Source organism: Epilithonimonas arachidiradicis (assembly GCF_003610695.1).
Classification (GTDB): Bacteria; Bacteroidota; Bacteroidia; order Flavobacteriales; family Weeksellaceae; genus Epilithonimonas; species Epilithonimonas arachidiradicis.
The window spans coordinates 47,839-66,464 of the sequence record NZ_RAQH01000003.1; the positions used below are offsets into that span (position 1 = coordinate 47,839).

Sequence of the window (18,626 nt, forward strand, 5' to 3'; positions counted from 1 at the left end):
TTGGAAGTTTGATGCTGGAAGCTTTTCATCCGTCTTCAGACTTCTATCTTCCAACTTAAAAATCAACAATATGAAATTCAATACAAAAGTTATACACGGTGGACAACACCACGAACCAGCGACTGGAGCGGTCAATGTTCCTGTTTTTTTAACATCAACATTTGCACAAAAAAGTCCGGGACAATTGCTTTCCGGCTACGAATATTCCAGAGGAGCAAACCCAACAAGACAAGCTCTGGAAGATTCTTTGGCAAGTATCGAAAACGGAGCAAGAGGTTTGGCATTCGGTTCTGGTTTGGCTGCGATAGACTGTGTTATGAAATTGCTAAGTCCTGGCGATGAAGTGATTGCTGTAGATGATCTTTACGGTGGTTCTTACAGGATGTTCACAAGATTATTTGAGAAGTATCAGCTGAAATTCACTTTTATCGGTTTTGATAATGTTGAGCAATTGGAAAGTGTTATTACTGATAAAACCAAATTAATCTGGCTAGAAACGCCAACCAATCCTTTGATGAAATTGGTAGATATTAAAATGGTTTCTGATGCTGTGAAAGGTAAAGATATTTTGGTAGCTGTTGATAATACATTTGCAACACCTTATATTCAGAAACCATTGGATTTGGGTGCAGATATTGTGATGCATTCCGCAACCAAATATTTGGGCGGACACTCTGATGTGATTGCCGGCGCTTTGATTGCAAAAGATGCGGAATTAGGAGAAAAATTACATTTCATTCAGTTTGCGAGTGGTGGAATTTTGGGACCTCACGATTCTTATTTGGTATTAAGGGGAATCAAAACTTTGGCACTCAGAATGCAAAGACATTCTGATAACGGTTTTGAAATTGCTAAGTATCTTGAGAATCATTCTTTGGTCGATAAAATTTTCTATCCGGGATTATCGTCTCATCCGCAATACGATTTGGCGACAAGACAAATGACGGAATTTGGTGGAATGGTTTCTTTCACTTTCAAGTCCGGAAAAAAAGAAGATGCGATCAAATTCTTAGAAAATATCAAAGTTTTCACTTTGGCAGAATCTTTGGGTGGAGTAGAATCATTAGCAAATCTTCCTGCGATGATGACGCACGCTTCGATTCCTGAAGATAAAAGAGCTATTTTGGGAATCACAGATGATTTGGTAAGGCTAAGTGTCGGGATCGAAGATGCAGAAGATCTGATTGCCGATTTGGAACAAGCATTTAACTCAATAAATGATTAATGATAAATGATTATTGATTGAGAATATGATAAAATCATTTATCAATCATCATTCATCAGCTATAATAAAAGTATGACTTTTCGTGATGCGACTTTAGATGACCTTCCGAAGATTGTGGAAATTTATAATTCTACTGTCGCATCACGCTTGGTCACTGCTGATTTGGAGCCTGTTTCTGTCGAGAGCAAACTCGATTGGTTTCATCAGCATAATTCAGAATTTCGTCCGCTTTGGATGGTCGAGGACTCTCAAAAAAATACCATTGGCTGGGTTAGTTTTCAGGATTTTTACGGAAGACCGGCTTATCAGAAAACAGCTGAAATCAGTATATATCTTTCTGAGCAATCTCGTGGAAAAGGCTACGGAAAGCAGATTCTGGAATCTTGTATCGAAAAAGCGCCAAATCTCGGAATCGAAAATCTTCTCGCATTTATCTTTGCTCATAATCTTCCAAGTTTGACTTTATTCGAAAAATTTGGGTTTGAATTGTGGGCGAATCTTAAAAATATTGCTGAACTCGACGGGGAAAAAAGAAGTTTAATTATTCTTGGGAAAAACATTAAGAATTAGCCTAAATGGAAAATATCGCACACTGTTTGTATTGGATTATTTCCTTTTTAGCGATTCTGTCGGTGCTGATTCCGGCTATCAGAAACACTTACTGGGCTTTTCGCGTTTTTGATTATCCACGTTTTCAGAAATTTGTTATTCTTTTAATTCTCATTTTCGCTTGGTTTTTCGCCTTCGAAAATCCAAATATTTATGAGCAGATTATTCTAGCTGTTGAGATTATTTGTGCCGGCTATTTGTTTTACATCATCCTTCCTTACACAGATTTTGGGAAGACGATGATTGATAAAACGCAACCAAATCCTAGTGAGAAAGTTCTCGATATTCTCGTTTGTAACGTTTACCAGCATAACAGAAATTATCAGAAATTAATTGATTTGGTTAAAGAACAAAATCCATCGGTCTTGTTTTTTCTGGAAACCGATGAAGAATGGCAAAATGCCTTAAAAACGGTTACAAAACATTACGAATACAAAATTGAAGTTCCTTTAGCTAACACTTACGGACTCTTATTTTACAGTCATTTTCCGGTTAAAAATTACGAAGTCAATTATTTGATTGATGATGATATTCCGTCAATTGTAGCGGATTTGGAATATAATAATCAGACAGTCAGATTATTCGGAATTCATCCGACACCGCCGGTTCCACAGGAAAATCCTGAAAGTACAGAACGCGATGCCGAGATTCTTTTGGTTGGAGAAAAAGCGAGAAATTACGGTAAACCTTCCATTGTTTTTGGAGATTTGAATGATGTCGCCTGGTCCAGAACGACTAAATTATTTTTAAAATCCAGCGGAATGCTCGACCCGCGACGCGGACGAGGAATGTTCAATACGTTTCACGTCAAATATTGGTTTCTGCGCTGGCCTCTTGACCATTTTTTCGTAAGCCCACATTTCCGATTGGTTGATATGAAAGTGATGAAATCTGTTGATTCTGATCATTTTCCGATTTGGATTTCGTTGGTTGTAAGAAACGAAGACAAAGAAGACCAATTCGGGATTTCTAATGATGAACAGGAAGAGGTTTTTGAAAAAATCGAAGAAGGCATCGAAAAGGGCGACGCTAACTAGACTTTGTTAAAATAAAATTTCACCCAGATTTCGCAAATTGAGCAGATTTTTTGATGATTTGCTAAATCTAAAAAATCTGCGAGAAATAATTTTGCTGATTCTTTAATTTTAAAATTAAATCCAATTTTTATGAAAAAGCTGATTCTTGCTTTCGCCGTTTTCTTTTGTGTTCAATTTTCTTTTGCTCAGAAATCTGAAGTGAGCCCAATTTATATTGTTGATAATGTAATTGTTTCTAATGTGTTGCTTCATAGTTTCAATCCGGAAGACATCGAAAGTGTTCAGGTTTACAAATCGCCATCTTCGCAAATCGAACAATACGACGACCTTGTGAAAAATGGTTTGATTAATATCATCATGAAAAAGCCTCTGAATCTCGAAAAAGTAACTGTTTCCGAAGCCAAGAAAAGATTGAATCTTACTTCAGAATCCAGATTTTTTCTGAATGATATCGAAGTTCATAACGAATCGATTCTGATTGCGGAAGACCTTTTGAAAAGAGCTAGAATTCTGCAACCAGATAAGAAATTCAATAATTATAAAGTTCCTGCCATTAGCATAGAAACTAATTAAATCTTAACGAAGTTAAAATTTTTGTGCCTTAAAAAATAAATTTTCATTTAAATAATTTTGTGCCTTTGCGTTAAAACTAATTGTAGCCTAACCAATTTGCTTTTCCCTTTCTGAATCGTTAGTTTTGTAGAAATCGATAAAATTTCAATATGATTTTCACTAAAGCAAAATTATTCTTTAGCGCATTATTCTTAGTTTCAATTTCAAATTCTTTTTCCGCGCAAAACCGTATCAGCAATCATAATAATATCGGATGGTACGCTTACAACGGAACGTTTAAATTAGATTCCAAATTTTCTATTCACACCGAATATCAGTGGCGAAGAAATGATTATATCACGACTTGGCAGCAGAGTCTTTTACGTTTGGGAATCAATTATCAGGTAAATCCGAACTTGCAATTGCGCTTAGGTTACGCTTGGGCAGAGACTTTTCCTTACGGTGAAATCCCTTTGAATGGAATGGGAAAAGACTTCACAGAACATAGGATTTATGAGATGGCAACTGTAACCGACAAGATTGGAAAAATCGATTTGTCACATCGTTTTATGCTGGAACAGCGTTGGGTTGGGCGATATTCTAATGCTAATCTGACTTCCGAAGACCAATATCCATTTATGAACCGAGCGCGGTATATGATTCGTTTGCAAATGCCTTTAAAAGGAAATTCAATTGCGGACAAAACACCGTATGTTGCCGTTTATGATGAGGTAATGATTGGTTTCGGAAAAAATGTTGGCGAGAATATTTTTGATCAGAATAGAATCGGAGTTTTGTTAGGCTATAAATTCAATGATTTGGTAAGAGTAGAAGGCGGTTATCTGAATCAAATTGTTCAATTGGGAAGGGAAGTGGAAGGTAAAAATGTATTCCAATACAACAATGGTTTTATCGTAAGCGCCAACTTTAATTTTGATTTCTCTAAGAAAACGGTTGATTAGGTTAACCACAAAAGTCACAAAAGTTTAAGTTGTTTAAAGGCTTCGACTCAGTTCAGCAGACACTGTTAATAATTATAGTTTAGTATTTAGAATTGTCATCCTGAGCGGAGTCGAAGGATTTTATGGTTATTTTTAGCTTAAAGAGCAACTAACTTTTCTTTTGTGTCTTTTGTGGTTCAAATAAAGAATAATCTTTAATTTCGCAAAATGAAAATAGCATTCCTAGGACCTGAAGCCTCTTTTACGCAGTTGACCGCGACTCAATTATTCCCCAATGACGAATTGATTCCAAAAGCCAATATTTTAGATTGCTTTTTGGCGGTTCAAAATAATGAAGTGGATAAAGCGGTTGTGCCGTTGGAAAACTCAATAGAAGGAACTGTTTCTATGACTTTGGATTATCTTTATCAGACGCCGGAAATCAAGATTGAAGCAGAAGCAGTAATGCCAATTGCGCATCATCTGATGATTCATCCGGGTCAAGAAAATGATACTGCAATTGAGAAGATCTATTCTCATCCGCAAGCGCTTGCGCAGAGTTTTCATTTCCTGAATGACAAATACCCCGATGTTCCAAAGCAGGATTTTGCATCAACAGCAGCAGCAGCAAAACGTGTTTCCGAAAATCCTGACCGAAAAATAGCAGCAGTCGCCAACAAATTTGCGGCAAGTCTGTACGGCTTAAAAGTTATCCACGAAAATATTCACGATGTCGAGGAAAATCATACGAGATTCATTGTTATTTCTAAAACCGAGAATTCATATAAAAATGAAATGCAAAGTATCGGAAAAAAAACAGCGCTTCTGATTACTTTACCCCAAGATCACGCCGGAGGGTTGCATCAGGTTTTATCGGTTTTTGCGTGGCGAAATATGAACCTTAGCAAAATCGAATCCCGAACTTTGAAAACCAAACTGGGGAATTATTTCTTTTTTGTAACCGTTGTCGGCGATTGGAACAATGTACTTTATATCAATTCGATTGATGAACTAAGAGCGATTGGTGCAGAGGTTAAGTTTTTGGGGAATTATAAGGAGTTTTTGTTGGAGGGATAGAATAATTTATCATAGTTTAAGAGAATAATAAAGATCAATGTTTAATAATGCAAACATTATATTAAGTTGCGTAAAATTTTGTTTTTTTAAATCTTTCTTTTTCTGGTTGTGACTGAAAAGTGAAATCAAGAAGATTACTACTAATTGATTTTCTATCTTCCAATACAAAAACATTTGTAATATCTGAATTTAAAAAGTCATCTGTAGCTTCGAGTGTTATTTGTTTCATATAAGATATAATACGAATTAAAGCGCTATTTTTATCTGAAATTTCACTTAAATATTTTATAAAATGAGGAATTGAATCTTTTAAGCCGATTATTGAAAAATATTTTACAGCAATAAACTCCATAAATTCCATTTTATTTTTTAAAATATCATAACAATATTCTGTAGCGTATTCATTTTTTTTACCTATTAATACATATGCAAGAGTATATGCTTGTGTTATATCTATTTTGTTATTACTCAATATTTTAAATAACTTAAAATATTGGTCGTCAGTGAGTTTTTCGTGCTGTATAATCGATAGATAAGCAATTGAACTTTGTTTTTGCTCTAGAGAACCTTTAGTGATATTTTCAATCGCAAAATTGATTTCTTTTTGTTTTGTTTCTTTAAGGTATAAATCTAATCTCTCATTGAAATTTAATTCTAGGTTTTTGATTTGTTCTCTAGAAGGTTTAATTCCAAAGAAATATGTTACAATTGGAACTATTAGACCAATTACAGTAAAAATAATGGTTAATATTGTGTATATGGTTCCAAAGCTTGAAATCAAACTGTTTTGATTAGAAATTGTTTCAGTTGCTTGTTCAATTCTATCTTCTAAAATATCAATTTTATCTTTTTTTGTATTTAAAATTTTTTCAGTTTTAGATGTTTGCTTTGGACTAAAATTTTTTTGACAAAATATAAATCCTGAAAAAAAATTTAAAAAGATTATAATAAATATAAATTTTCTTATAAAATTAGAAGCCATATTTTCTGAGCGTATTTGCATAACTTTTCATATTTCTTTTTTCCAATTCTAAAATTAGAATGTGAATTGGAGGCCAATTGCTTAAATAAGTTCCGGGTCCACTATACATTCCTCCTCCGGGTCCAGTATAAAGTCCACCACCAGGTCCCGTATAAAATCCGCCACCAGGACCAGTGTAAAGTCCACCACCAGGACCAGTGTAAAGTCCACCACCGGGACCGGTATAAAGTCCACCACCAGGACCAGTGTAAAGTCCACCACCGGGACCGGTATAAAGTCCACCACCAGGACCAGTGTATGCACCACCACCAGGACCAGTATAAAGTCCACCACCAGGACCAGTATAAAGTCCACCACCAGGACCAGTATATCTATTTCTTGGCCACATATTAATTTTTTATTTTAAATTAAAAAAAATTTGCTTGTTAATTTACAATTTTCTTATTAATAAAAAAATAAACCGGCAATCCAAGCAAAATCAATCCTAATCCAGGCCACGTATATTGAGGTTTATAGATGAATAACAGAATACAAAATCCGGTTCCAATCAAAAGATAAAGAATTGGCGTGAAAGGATAAAGAAATGTTTTGTAACCTCTTTCCAGTTCAGGTTTTTTGATTCTCAGATAAATCACACCAAAAACGGTAATCATATAAAACAAAACAATCACGAACGAAATCATATCCAGCAAATCGCCATATTGTCCGCTCAGACAAAGCAAACTTGCCCAAATCCCCTGCATCCAAAGTGATTTTGCAGGTACACCATTATTGTTATTTTCAACCGCAGATTTTAAGAACAATCCGTCTTTTGCCATTGTCTGGAAAACCCTTGCACCAGCGAGAACAATGCCGTTCACACAACCAAAAGTCGAAATCATCACAAGAACTGCAATGATTATTGTTCCAGCATTTCCAAACATTTTTTCAGCTGCAGCAACGGCAACACGGTCATTCGCTGCAAAAGCAATGGAATCTCTGTCGAGTGCGTTGAGATAAACAAAATTCACTAAAAGATAAAGAATCATCACGGCAGAAGTTCCCAAAATCATTGCTTTCACCACGTTCTTTTTTGGATTTTCGATTTCTCCGGAAATGAAAGTCACATTTTCCCAAGCCACAGAACTGAAAACAGAGCCAACCATTGCTGCGGCAATTCCGCCAAGAATAGTCGCTCCGGAAATACTTTTCCATTCGGTTTGTTTCAGATTTTGGAAAGCGTCCCAGCCAAAGCTCATATTAGAGTTCCAATTGGATTGAGAAATCAGGACGAAACCAAGAACAATCAAACCAAGAAGTGCGATGATTTTGGATGAAGTAAAAACGTTTTGGAGAATTTTTCCACTTTGAACACCTTTAGTATTCACAAAAGTGAGGAACAGAATGACGACAATCGCCAGAATCTGAATCCACGTGATTTTAAAGTCGCCGTTTTGGAAAATCGGAGCTGCGTCATTGAGACTCGGAATAAGATAAGCCGTAAATTTCCCAAAAGCAACAGCAACCGCGGCAATTGTTCCGGTTTGGATGACAGTGAACATTCCCCAGCCATAGAGAAAACCCATTAGTTTTCCAAAAATCTCTGTGATGTAAGTATATTGTCCGCCAGCTTTTGGAAACATTGCTGATAATTCACCGTAACTTATGGCTGCAGCAATGGTCATTAATGTTGTAATTAACCAAACAACAATTAGCCAATAGCCGGAACCAAGATTCCGAATAATGTCTGCACTCACGATAAAAATTCCGCTCCCTATCATTGATCCCATTACGATCATCACAGCGTCCCAAAGTTTGAGTTTTTTCTCCATAGTTTTTATTAATAATCAAATATAATAATAATCAAGACATTAAAACCTGTATATTTAGCCTGGAAAAATTTTTAGTCTATGAAAATCAGTCTGTGTCTCATTGTTAAAAATGAAGAAGAAGTTTTAGGAAGATGTCTGGAAAGTGCCAGGGATTTTGCGGATGAAATCATCATCGTTGATACAGGTTCTACTGATGAAACTAAGGAAATTGCCAGGCAATTCACCGATAAAGTTTATGATTTTGAATGGATTAATGATTTTTCTGCAGCACGCAATTTTGCATTCTCCAAAGCGACAATGGATTATCAGATGTGGCTGGACGCAGATGATATTGTACCTGAAAAATCCGTTCAAGAAATCAATAATTTAAAGACAGCTCTAAGTGATGATATTGAAATTGTGACGATGAAATATGTTTTGTCATTTGATCACAACAATAATCCTACTTTTCATTCAACACGTGAAAGGTTATTTAAAAGAAGTAAGAATTATCAATGGATTGATCCTGTCCACGAATGTATTCCTTTGATTGGACACCTACAATATACAGATATTGAAATCTGGCACAAGAAAACCCGACAAGAAGTTGTATCTACCAGAAATGTTGATATTTACAGGGCTTTGGAGAAGAGCGGAAAAGCGTTTTCTCCAAGACAGTTGTATTATTATGCTCGGGAACTCAAAGATCATAATGATACTGAAAATGCAATCATTTATTATGAAAAATTTTTGGCAACCGGATTGGGTTGGATAGAAGATGTAATAGCTTGCTGCCATCAATTGGCCATCGAATATAAAAAGATTGGATCTGAAGAAAAAATATTACCAACATTATTTAAAACATTTGAATATGATATTCCGAGACCGGAAATCTGTTGTGAGTTAGGTTATTACTATAAAGAAAAACAAAATTATAATCAGGCATTCAAATGGTTTGATTTGGCTACGAAGGTTGTGGTGTCTGATAATGTGGGTTTTGTGTTTTCTGATTACTCCGGCTATATTCCAAATCTGGAAGCCTGTGTGTGTCTTTCATTTTTAGGAGATTATCCAAAAGCTAATGAATATAACGAGAGGGCTTCCGTATCAAGGCCCGATTGTCCTTCTGTAAATCAGAATAGAGAGTATTTGAAGTCTATGATGGCGGATTATTTTTAAAGTTAGGAATGAATTTTAATAAATGAAATAGAATAATAATGATTGGAAAAAACTTGATCTTAGGATAAAATAGTTAAGGTACATCCTCAACAATTATTTATTAATAGAAGCAACAATATCTTGTTGCTTTTTTTATAAATATAAAGGGCGATTCTCTTGTAACATCAAGCTAATGGTTGTTTGTGTTTTTGTGAAAAATTAATATTTATTGTGAATATATTTTTTATACTTTTGTTAAAGGTGTGGTAATCTTTTAAACATAAGAAATAATTTTAATAAAATTGATAATTATTTTGTGTTTATAGCTTGATATGGTTGGTTTCTATCCAGAATAGAAGATAATAAGCTTTCAAATTATAGAAGGCTTTATAACAGGATAATAAAATATTAAACAAAAATAAAATTAATCAACTATGAAAAAGCTTTCTTTTTTGGCAGCTTCTCTTGTTTCAACTTTTGCATTCTCGCAGGTACAAGACGCCATGAGTTATCAAGCAGTCATCAGAAATTCTAGTAATGAACTGATTAAAAGTCAGAATGTAGGGATGAAATTTTCTATATTAAAAGGTTCTCCTACAGGATCCGTCGTTTATTCGGAAACGCAAATTCAGCCAACAAACATCAATGGTTTGGTCAATGTGAAAATTGGTGCCGGGACTTTAGTTAGTGGTTCTTATTCAACAATTGATTGGGGTGCTGATACTTACTTTATAAAGATAGAAACAGATCCAACAGGTTCAACAAACTATACCATAACAGGAACATCCCAATTGTTAAGTGTTCCCTACGCATTGTATGCAAAAACTTCAGGAAGTTCTCTTCCTGGTCCAACAGGAGCGACAGGTCCTCAAGGCCCACAGGGGATTCAAGGAGTTCAGGGTATTACCGGTGCAACTGGTATTGCTGGATTGACCGGAGCAACCGGACCTCAGGGGCCAGTAGGAGTAACCGGGGCAACAGGTCCTCAAGGACCACAGGGAATCCAAGGTGTTCAGGGCGTTACTGGTGCAACTGGTGTTGCTGGATTGACGGGAGCAACCGGACCGCAAGGACCGGTAGGAGTAAGCGGGGCAACGGGCCCTCAAGGACCACAAGGTATCCAAGGCATAACTGGTCCAACTGGAGTACAAGGACCTCAAGGGGTTCAAGGTATAACTGGTCCAACCGGAGTTCAAGGTCCACAAGGCATTCAGGGAGTTCAAGGCATTCAGGGGACAACTGGAAATACTGGCCCAACCGGAGCTACAGGAAATACTGGAGCAGGTTTTTCTAATGGTACAGCAGGAGCACAGTTGATTTTGACTAATTCAGTAGCGCCTTATTCACCATCAGTACCGGTCACTATGAGTGGAGACGTGTCTATATCAGCTTCAGGTGTAACAACTATTGGAGATTCTAAAGTGACGGTTTCAAAAATATCTGCAACAGGGACCAAGGATTCTTCCACATATCTTAGAGGTGATGGTACTTGGTCTACCCCAAGCGGTGGAGGCGGAGGCAGTTTATCAATGACTACTGCTCAGGGTAATATTACATTAATTAATAGTAATCAGATGGTGTACATTACAGGAGCTTATACTATCACTCTTCCAGCAAATCCAAGCACGGGATTAATGATTTATGTATCTACTGATAGCAAAACTGCTACTTTAGATCCAGGCACTAAAAAATTCCGTCAAAATGGACAAGATTATGGGGCTTCAAAAATAAGTGAATTTGGAAAAGATGCATCCACCAATGGAAACAATATTGGAATGATCCTAATTTTCAATGGTAATAAGTGGTTTGTATACTAAATTCACAGTTGAAAATCCAATCAATATAATTATCACAAATTATAAATTAAACTAATGAAATCAATAATAAAAATAGTATTTGTTGTAGGATTATCGATACAATCTTACGCTCAGTCGTCTGTTAATACGAGTGGAGACAATTCCTCAGGATCTAATGGAAATGTCGCTTTTTCTATTGGAGAAGTTTTTTACGATACAGCAACATCGTCAAGCGGGAGTGTTGCAGCGGGCGTTCAACAGGCTTATGAAATTACGGAAACATTGGGTGTTGACATCACAGAAATTAATATGAGTCTGAAAATCTACCCCAATCCGACTCCGGATATTCTTAACCTGAAAATAGGATTTAATGATTATAAAAAATACCGCTATGAACTTTATGACAATAGTGGAAAATCATTATCAGGTAAAGCTATTAATGAGTCGCAGACATCCATTAAAATGGCTTCTTATCCTGCAGCGGTTTATTATCTTAAAATCATAAAAGATGGTAAAGCAATGAAGGTATTCAAAGTTTTAAAAACGGATAAATAAACTATAATAAATAAAAATAATCAACTATGAAAAAGCTCTCTTTCTTAGCCGCTTCTTTGGCTTCTGCATTGGCATTTTCGCAAGTCCAGGATGCTATGAGTTATCAGGCAATCATAAGAAATTCAAGCAATGAACTAGTCAAGAATCAGAATGTAGGGATGAGATTTTCTATATTGAAAGGCTCTCCTTCTGGAACTGTGGTATATTCTGAAACACAAGCTCAATCAACGAATCTAAATGGTTTAGTGACAGTGAAAATTGGTGCTGGGAACCAAGTGAGTGGTTCTTATTCAACAATTGATTGGGGTGCTGATACTTACTTTATAAAGATAGAAACAGATCCAACAGGTTCAACAAACTATACCATAACAGGAACTTCCCAATTGTTAAGTGTTCCTTATGCATTGTATGCAAAAACTTCAGGAAGCTCTCTTCCTGGTCCAGTTGGAGCGACGGGCCCTCAAGGACCACAAGGGATCCAAGGTGTTCAGGGCGTTACTGGTGCAACTGGTACTGCTGGATTGACCGGTGCAACCGGACCTCAAGGGCCAGTAGGAATAACTGGGGCAACGGGTTCTCAAGGACCACAGGGGATTCAAGGAATTCAGGGTATTACCGGTGCAACTGGTGTTGCTGGATTGACAGGTGCAACCGGACCTCAGGGGCCAATAGGAGTAACCGGGGCAACAGGCCCTCAAGGACCACAGGGGATCCAAGGAGTTCAGGGTGTTACCGGTGCAACTGGTGTTGGGTTGACGGGAGCAACCGGACCTCAAGGGCCAGTAGGACCAGTCGGTGCGGCAGGACCTCAAGGACCACAGGGGGTTCAGGGTGTTACTGGGGCAACCGGTAGTACGGGTGCTGGTATTTCAAATGGTACAACCGGAGCACAGTTGATTCTCACTAGTTCGGTAGCGCCATATTCGCCAATGGCTCCTGTGACTATGACTGGAGATGCGACAATTACTTCCGCCGGGGTAATAACCGTAGGCGCTTCTAAAATCACAACTGCTAAAATTGCGGATGCAAGTGTTACTGTAGCTAAAATTTCTACAACATCAGGAACGGCAAGCTCTTCCACATATCTTAGAGGGGATGGTACTTGGTCTACACCAGGTAGTGGTAGTGGAAACGGATTTGTATTTACATCTGTAACGTCTGGTATAACATTAAATACAAATAACCAGGTTGTCAATATTGCGGGAGATTTTACTGTAAATTTACCTGCTATACCTGCTAATGGCCAGTTAGTCTATATTATTAGTCCTTTATCGGTAGGTACTATTAATGGTAATGGGAAGCAAATAATTATACAAGATGGTACAACTTTTTCTAGTTTTAAATATGCTGACTATGATAATTATAAAATAAGTTTGCTAATCTATAATGGTACAGCTTGGTATAATCCTTTTTAAAATTTCAAATATAAACAGTGTTATAAAAGGGAGGCTTGTCTCCCTTTTTATTTTGTAATAATAAAATTTTTCAAGTCTAATTTATGGTGTTGAAATGTGAGAATTGTTATTCCAGAGTTAAAAAAATACGTTCTATATAAAATTCGGATCAATCTAAACGAATAATATTCTGAAAAATATTCTTTAAAATTAAGATTTTATTAAACTTTAGCTAAGGATTTGTAGTGCTGGAGATAAAAGTGTAATTTTGCCAACTTAATTTTGAACCTCATGGAATTAGAATATGTAGAACATCTGAGCCCAATGCTGAAAGGCGATATCAAGAATTATCTGATCGATATCGATGGAACGATTACGGATGATGTACCTAATGAAGAGCCAGAAAGAATGGTAACTTGTGAACCTTTTCCGGACGCTTTGGCAACCATCAACAAGTGGTATGATGAAGGTCATCAGATTTGTTTTTTCACTTCCAGAACGGAGGATTTGAGAGAGATTACAGAAACCTGGCTGAAGAAACACGGTTTCAAATACCACAGCGTTTTGCTGGGGAAACCAAGAGGTGGAAATTACCATTGGATTGATAACCATTTGGTTAAAGCCACAAGATACAAAGGGAAATTCACAGATATGGTGGAAAAACAAGTGACCATAGAGGTTTTCCGTGACTAAAAATATTTCCAATCAAAAATTCCCGAAGTTTCTATTTTCGGGAATTTTTGATTGGATGACAAATCCCATAGCCCCGATTGTAGTGGAAATCCTTTTGCTTTTTTTTCACCTATGAAAAAGCAAAAGATTGCAACGGAAAGCGGGATTAAGCTCCTAAACCAATTAATTAATGAACAGATTCTGTTCTCAAAAAATATAAAATATAATGAAAGTACTTGCTAATGATGGACTTACACAGTCCGGAATCAATGCACTATTACAAAACGGGTTCGAGGTAATTACTGATAAAGTAGCTCAGGAAAACCTAATCACTTATATCAATGAAAATCAGGTTACAGTTTTGCTTGTGAGAAGTGCGACGAAGGTGACCAAGGAAATGGTAGATAATTGCCCGAGTTTGGAGATTATCGGCCGTGGTGGTGTCGGAATGGACAATATCGAAGTTGCCTATGCGAGAGAGAAAGGAAAACACGTGATTAATACGCCAGCAGCTTCTTCGGAATCTGTAGCGGAATTGGTTTTCGCGCATCTTTTCTCAGGAAGCAGATTTTTACAAGATTCTAACAGGCAGATGCCTATGAAAGGTAATACTGAGTTTGCAAAATTGAAGAAAGCTTACGAAAAAGGCGTTGAACTGAGAGGTAAAACTATCGGAATCGTAGGAATCGGAAGAATCGGGCAGGAGGTTGCAAGAATCGCACTTGGATTGGGAATGAAAGTAATTGCTTCTGACACCAGAATCGGGAAAGCAAGTGTACGTGTAGATTTCTACAACAGTCAATATATCAATGTGGAGATAGAAACGGAGCCGTTGGAGCAGTTGATTCAGCATTCGGATTTTATTACGCTTCACGTTCCGGCTCAGAATGGTCCAATCATCGGTAAAGCGGAACTGGATAAAATGAAAACCGGCGCAGCGATTGTGAACTGTGCCAGAGGCGGCGTGATTGATGAAGAAGCTTTGATAGAAGCTTTAGATTCTGGAAAGTTGGCTTTTGCAGGTCTTGATGTTTTCGAGAACGAACCTACACCTTCTGAGAGAATCCTGACGCACCCAAAAATCTCTTTGACACCTCACACCGGAGCGGCTACAGAGGAAGCTCAGGACAGAATCGGAACCGAGTTGGCAAATCAGATTGCTAGTATTCTTTTGGTTAAATAATTTAACTTAAATATAAAATCAATGCTCGTTTTTAGACGGGCATTTTTTATTTTTCCGATTCAGATTAAAATTTTACTTTTGCTGAGGTTTTTTATGGCAGCTTAATCCGCCTTCCGCTCCCAATTTTTTTGTTCCGCTTTGCTCCACAAAAAGGATTTCCGCTCAAATCGAGTAACGAGATTCATCGATTCAAAAAGAAAATAAAGAAAAAGGAGATAAGTCGGGCTGCAGTTTTGACCTTCGAATCAACATTAGTCTATGAAAAGAAAAGTCCTATTGATATACACCGGCGGAACCATCGGGATGGAAAAAGATTACAACACAGGAAGCCTTGTTCCATTCGATTTTTCAACTATTTTCAAAAGAATTCCGGAAATGAATCTTATTGAATGCGAAGTTTCTGTTCATCCATTCGAAAATCCGGTCGATTCGTCCGATATGGGACCTCGGGAATGGCGGATGATAGCAGAATGGATTCATAAAAATTATGATGCTTTTGATGGTTTTCTGATTCTTCACGGCACAGATACGATGTCTTACACGGCTTCTGCACTTAGTTTTATGTTGAAGAATCTTGGTAAACCTGTGATTTTGACGGGTTCTCAATTGCCAATTGGAGATTTGAGAACGGATGCAAAAGAAAATCTGTTGACGAGCTTATATTACGCCAGTCTTTATGAAAATGATGATGCTGTTATAAAAGAAGTGGCAGTTTACTTTGAGTACAAACTTCTGCGTGGAAACCGAAGTCTGAAATATTCTGCCGAATTTTTTGACGCTTATCAAAGTCCTAATTATCCTATTCTTGGACAGTCCGGCGTTCATCTTAATATCGAAAAAGATTTGCTTTGGAAACCAGAAGGCGAATTCGAACTGGACACTTATCTCAATGAAAATGTTTTGTTCTACAGAATCTTCCCCGGAATGAACTTCGAGTCTTTATTGGAACTCAAAACGCCGGAAGCAATTGTCTTACAGGTTTTTGGTTCGGGAACTATTTTTAATAGCGATAAAACCCAAAATGTACTTCAGGAATTGAGAAACCGTGGAATTGAAATTGTAGTGATCAGTCAATGTATTTCCGGCGGCATCAGCTTCGGGAAATACAGCAACAGTAATATTTTTACAAAAGTAGGAGCAATCAGCGGAAAAGATATGACGGCTGAAGCAGCAATTACCAAAGTGATGCATATTTTGAAGAATCCGAACTATCATAAACCTTTTTCGGAGACTTTTACAGAAACTATTTGCGGAGAAATTTCCGAAGACTTTCAATAAACGTTTTGAAACTTCGGATATTTCATTATATTTGCAACCTCAATTAGAGAGGTGTCCGAGTGGTTGAAGGAGCTACCCTGGAAAGGTAGTATACGGGTAACTGTATCGAGGGTTCGAATCCCTTCCTCTCTGCAGAGTTGAAAAACTTAAACAAAAAAGCCATCTAAAATTTTAGACGGCTTTTTTATTTATGCAAATCTAAGTTACTTCACCTTTTCCAAAAGGTACAGCTTCCCGCCGGAGAAAGCCAATTTAGGCATCAGATTACCTTCCAGGATCATTGTTTTGCTGTTGATGTCGATTACAGAAATATAATTGCTGGAGTTATATTCTATATAGTTTTCTTTCTCTTTGGTTAAAGGATTTTTGCCAAATTCGAAATCATATTTTTCCCAATCCACTTTTTCTGTGCTGCAATGCACAGGTTTGAATTTCGATTTTTTGGAATTGAAGATAATCTGGTCAAAACCCTCGGTGCATTCGCTCTCGAAAGAACTGTCCGGATTCTGGTCATTAGTGAAAGCCTCAAAAGAACCTTTGTAAACACCAATTACTTTCCAGGTTCCGTCGATACGGTCTTCATCAATTTTTCCGTTAGCTTTGCTGACTGCCCAGCTTACGCCTTTCACGGTTCCTTTTACCGTTTTGTAGCCGACTTTAGCAACACCTTTTACCACTTTTGCGGCCGTAGAAACAACACAGGATTGCAGGATTGCGACGGCAAAAACAGATAGAATTATTTTTCTCATAACATCAGTTTTTGATATACGAATATAGATACTTTATAATCATAATTCATAATGATTTGAAAATTAATGTTTCAAAGACATGTTTTTTTATCTAAGGCTGATAGTAATAATTAATCTTGTTTTATAATTAATTGAAACATAATTAATTATAATTATGTTTTTTTTACTAAATTTTTTTTATAATTAAAATGTATATTCATTCCGAATTATCCATTCTCCAATATTACCGGCTGACACCATTTCATCTGCTTCTATTATTGCGAAATTGCATTTTGTTTTATTTTCGTTATTGTTAATTATTTTATTTGAATTTGAATAATATTTAGTTAATTAATCAATTTATATTATTTATTAATAATAGGCAACAGATGGCGAATCTTACAGGGCTTTGTGTAGAAACCACAATCAGAACGCTTAAGGCGATGGAAAAAAAGAATCTCCTGAAAATCCGGAATAGAAAAATTCTGTATTAGAATTATTTTTGAAAGATATGATTTGGATCATAAACTGACAAATGTCATATTGTTTACCTTTGGTATACAATAACTTAAAAGTCTCTTTTTAAGAGAATGCTTTAGACTTTATATTATGCTTCTTCGTTTTTTAATGAATCAAAAATGTTGAGGTAGATAATTCACAATAGACTCTTATCAATCCATTCTTTTCGAAATTACCTCTCTTGATGAGTTTGAGAGGTAATTTCTTCTAACCTTCTAAAATATATATGATATGAACTGTGAAAAGCTACAAAAATCTCTTAAGTCCGAAAGTTTCCTGAATGTTTTGAACAATGGTAAAAAATTCGAGAAAGAAGCAGTGATCTATGCCAAGGAAATCAACCGTAATATTTTCCTTCTGTTTGTTATTTTAAAGGATTTGAAAATGGAAAAAATCCGTGCATCGATTGCTAATTTTGATTGTTTTGAAAGTATTGGTATCAAAGATCCGATCCAGCTGATGTTTCATCTTACCATTACCAAGAAGGAAGATTTCCATTATTTTGAAAAATATGTTAATGTTTCGGTTTGAAAACAAGGTCTGGCAAAGCTTTTGTTAGGCTGAGATTAATAATAATATTTAACCACATCAAAAATCAAACTTATGGATTTTCCAAAGATACTATTAGACAAAATCAGCTATTATCTGATCGACAGGAATGAGACGATTTCTATTGCAGAAAGTGTAACATCGGGATTTGTGCAGCTGGCTTTTTCTCAGATGCCCGATGCAGAAAAGTTTTACAGAGGAGGATTAACGGCTTATACTCTGGAAGAGAAAGTAAAACATCTGGGTATTGATCCTTCAGAAGCACGAGCTGTGAATTGTGTTTCCCAGGAGATCACGGAACTAATGGCGCTTAATGTTGCTGAGAAGTTTGGGACAGACTGGTCTATTGCTACTACAGGTTATGCTACGCCGGTTCCGGAGTCGGGTGAAGAGATTTTTGCTTATTACAGCATTTCTTATCTTGGGGAGATTATTCTTTCCGATAAGATAGAGCTGCATCCTTTAACGAAAGCGATAGATGCGCAAAATTATTTTACAGAATGTATCCTGAGCTGTTTGCGATGCGAAGTTAAAAAGCATCTCTTACAGCTGGCTTTTAAAAATTAAAATCTTTTCTTTCT

20 protein-coding genes and 1 tRNA gene are annotated in these 18,626 nt (G+C 36.6%); 17 read left to right on the plus strand and 4 right to left on the minus strand.

Annotation, left to right across the window (positions count from 1 at the left end; genetic code table 11):
• The first annotated feature begins 70 nt into the window (after nucleotides 1-70).
• From BXY58_RS06080 to pheA, 6 genes are all read left to right on the plus strand, one after another.
• Complete coding sequence (locus tag BXY58_RS06080; RefSeq protein WP_120212938.1) at nucleotides 71-1,225, plus strand: cystathionine gamma-synthase; 1,155 nt, start codon at nucleotides 71-73, stop codon at nucleotides 1,223-1,225.
• A gap of 72 nt (nucleotides 1,226-1,297) precedes the next feature.
• Nucleotides 1,298-1,795 carry a GNAT family N-acetyltransferase gene (locus BXY58_RS06085; protein WP_120212939.1) on the plus strand — a complete coding sequence of 166 codons (498 nt, stop codon included), beginning with the start codon at nucleotides 1,298-1,300 and terminating at the stop codon, nucleotides 1,793-1,795.
• A 5-nt stretch (nucleotides 1,796-1,800) separates the two neighbouring features.
• Nucleotides 1,801-2,871, plus strand: a complete 1,071-nt coding sequence (locus BXY58_RS06090; RefSeq protein ID WP_120212940.1) for an endonuclease/exonuclease/phosphatase family protein — start codon at nucleotides 1,801-1,803, stop codon at nucleotides 2,869-2,871.
• A 129-nt stretch (nucleotides 2,872-3,000) separates the two neighbouring features.
• Nucleotides 3,001-3,444 (plus strand): SusC/RagA family TonB-linked outer membrane protein, encoded by a 444-nt coding sequence (locus BXY58_RS06095; RefSeq protein WP_120212941.1) that lies wholly within the window; start codon nucleotides 3,001-3,003, stop codon nucleotides 3,442-3,444.
• A 149-nt stretch (nucleotides 3,445-3,593) separates the two neighbouring features.
• Entirely contained in the window at nucleotides 3,594-4,385 is a 792-nt protein-coding gene (locus BXY58_RS06100; protein ID WP_120212942.1) for a DUF2490 domain-containing protein, read from the plus strand.
• Between the two features lie 207 nt (nucleotides 4,386-4,592).
• A complete protein-coding gene (gene pheA, locus BXY58_RS06105; RefSeq protein WP_120212943.1) occupies nucleotides 4,593-5,441 on the plus strand; it encodes a prephenate dehydratase in 849 nt (282 codons plus the stop codon).
• Between the two features lie 61 nt (nucleotides 5,442-5,502).
• Here pheA and BXY58_RS06110 read toward each other — a convergent pair whose 3' ends face one another.
• From BXY58_RS06110 to BXY58_RS06120, 3 genes are read right to left on the minus strand one after another with little or no spacing between them, the layout of a single operon-like run.
• Nucleotides 5,503-6,423: a hypothetical protein gene (locus BXY58_RS06110; RefSeq protein ID WP_147366812.1), complete on the minus strand. Its 921-nt coding sequence runs from the start codon at nucleotides 6,421-6,423 to the stop codon at nucleotides 5,503-5,505.
• Nucleotides 6,413-6,811 carry a hypothetical protein gene (locus BXY58_RS06115; protein WP_120212945.1) on the minus strand — a complete coding sequence of 133 codons (399 nt, stop codon included), beginning with the start codon at nucleotides 6,809-6,811 and terminating at the stop codon, nucleotides 6,413-6,415. The genes BXY58_RS06110 and BXY58_RS06115 overlap by 11 nt, the downstream gene beginning before the upstream one ends.
• Before the next feature lie 37 nt (nucleotides 6,812-6,848).
• Nucleotides 6,849-8,234, minus strand: coding sequence for an APC family permease (locus BXY58_RS06120; protein ID WP_120212946.1), 1,386 nt, complete (start codon nucleotides 8,232-8,234; stop codon nucleotides 6,849-6,851).
• A 78-nt stretch (nucleotides 8,235-8,312) separates the two neighbouring features.
• On the opposite strand from BXY58_RS06120, the gene BXY58_RS06125 reads away from it, so the two are divergent.
• The 8 genes from BXY58_RS06125 (at nucleotide 8,313) to BXY58_RS06160 (ending at nucleotide 16,381) form a co-directional block, all read left to right on the plus strand.
• Nucleotides 8,313-9,392, plus strand: coding sequence for a glycosyltransferase family 2 protein (locus BXY58_RS06125; RefSeq protein WP_120212947.1), 1,080 nt, complete (start codon nucleotides 8,313-8,315; stop codon nucleotides 9,390-9,392).
• 413 nt (nucleotides 9,393-9,805) lie between these two features.
• A complete protein-coding gene (locus BXY58_RS17125; RefSeq protein ID WP_147366813.1) occupies nucleotides 9,806-11,188 on the plus strand; it encodes a collagen-like domain-containing protein in 1,383 nt (460 codons plus the stop codon).
• Between the two features lie 54 nt (nucleotides 11,189-11,242).
• Entirely contained in the window at nucleotides 11,243-11,722 is a 480-nt protein-coding gene (locus tag BXY58_RS06135) for a T9SS type A sorting domain-containing protein (protein WP_120212948.1), read from the plus strand.
• A gap of 26 nt (nucleotides 11,723-11,748) precedes the next feature.
• Nucleotides 11,749-13,137 carry a collagen-like domain-containing protein gene (locus BXY58_RS17130; RefSeq protein ID WP_147366814.1) on the plus strand — a complete coding sequence of 463 codons (1,389 nt, stop codon included), beginning with the start codon at nucleotides 11,749-11,751 and terminating at the stop codon, nucleotides 13,135-13,137.
• Between the two features lie 270 nt (nucleotides 13,138-13,407).
• Nucleotides 13,408-13,809: an LNS2 domain-containing protein gene (locus BXY58_RS06145; protein WP_120212949.1), complete on the plus strand. Its 402-nt coding sequence runs from the start codon at nucleotides 13,408-13,410 to the stop codon at nucleotides 13,807-13,809.
• Between the two features lie 205 nt (nucleotides 13,810-14,014).
• On the plus strand, nucleotides 14,015-14,971 hold the full coding sequence (locus tag BXY58_RS06150) for a D-2-hydroxyacid dehydrogenase (RefSeq protein ID WP_185140463.1): 957 nt from the start codon (nucleotides 14,015-14,017) through the stop codon (nucleotides 14,969-14,971).
• A gap of 258 nt (nucleotides 14,972-15,229) precedes the next feature.
• Nucleotides 15,230-16,249: an asparaginase gene (locus BXY58_RS06155; RefSeq protein WP_120212951.1), complete on the plus strand. Its 1,020-nt coding sequence runs from the start codon at nucleotides 15,230-15,232 to the stop codon at nucleotides 16,247-16,249.
• Between the two features lie 45 nt (nucleotides 16,250-16,294).
• Nucleotides 16,295-16,381, plus strand: a tRNA-Ser gene (locus BXY58_RS06160).
• Between the two features lie 71 nt (nucleotides 16,382-16,452).
• Here the strand turns inward: BXY58_RS06160 and BXY58_RS06165 are convergent.
• A complete protein-coding gene (locus tag BXY58_RS06165; RefSeq protein WP_120212952.1) occupies nucleotides 16,453-16,998 on the minus strand; it encodes a hypothetical protein in 546 nt (181 codons plus the stop codon).
• A gap of 350 nt (nucleotides 16,999-17,348) precedes the next feature.
• Here BXY58_RS06165 and BXY58_RS06170 point away from each other — a divergent pair, with 350 nt between their 5' ends.
• The 3 genes from BXY58_RS06170 to BXY58_RS06180 all read left to right on the plus strand — a co-directional run bounded on the left by BXY58_RS06170 (nucleotide 17,349) and on the right by BXY58_RS06180 (nucleotide 18,612).
• Nucleotides 17,349-17,471, plus strand: a complete 123-nt coding sequence (locus BXY58_RS06170; RefSeq protein ID WP_262891347.1) for a helix-turn-helix domain-containing protein — start codon at nucleotides 17,349-17,351, stop codon at nucleotides 17,469-17,471.
• 256 nt (nucleotides 17,472-17,727) lie between these two features.
• Complete coding sequence (locus tag BXY58_RS06175; RefSeq protein ID WP_120212954.1) at nucleotides 17,728-18,027, plus strand: hypothetical protein; 300 nt, start codon at nucleotides 17,728-17,730, stop codon at nucleotides 18,025-18,027.
• A 72-nt stretch (nucleotides 18,028-18,099) separates the two neighbouring features.
• Nucleotides 18,100-18,612 (plus strand): CinA family protein, encoded by a 513-nt coding sequence (locus tag BXY58_RS06180; RefSeq protein WP_120212955.1) that lies wholly within the window; start codon nucleotides 18,100-18,102, stop codon nucleotides 18,610-18,612.
• Nucleotides 18,613-18,626: the final 14 nt, after the last annotated feature.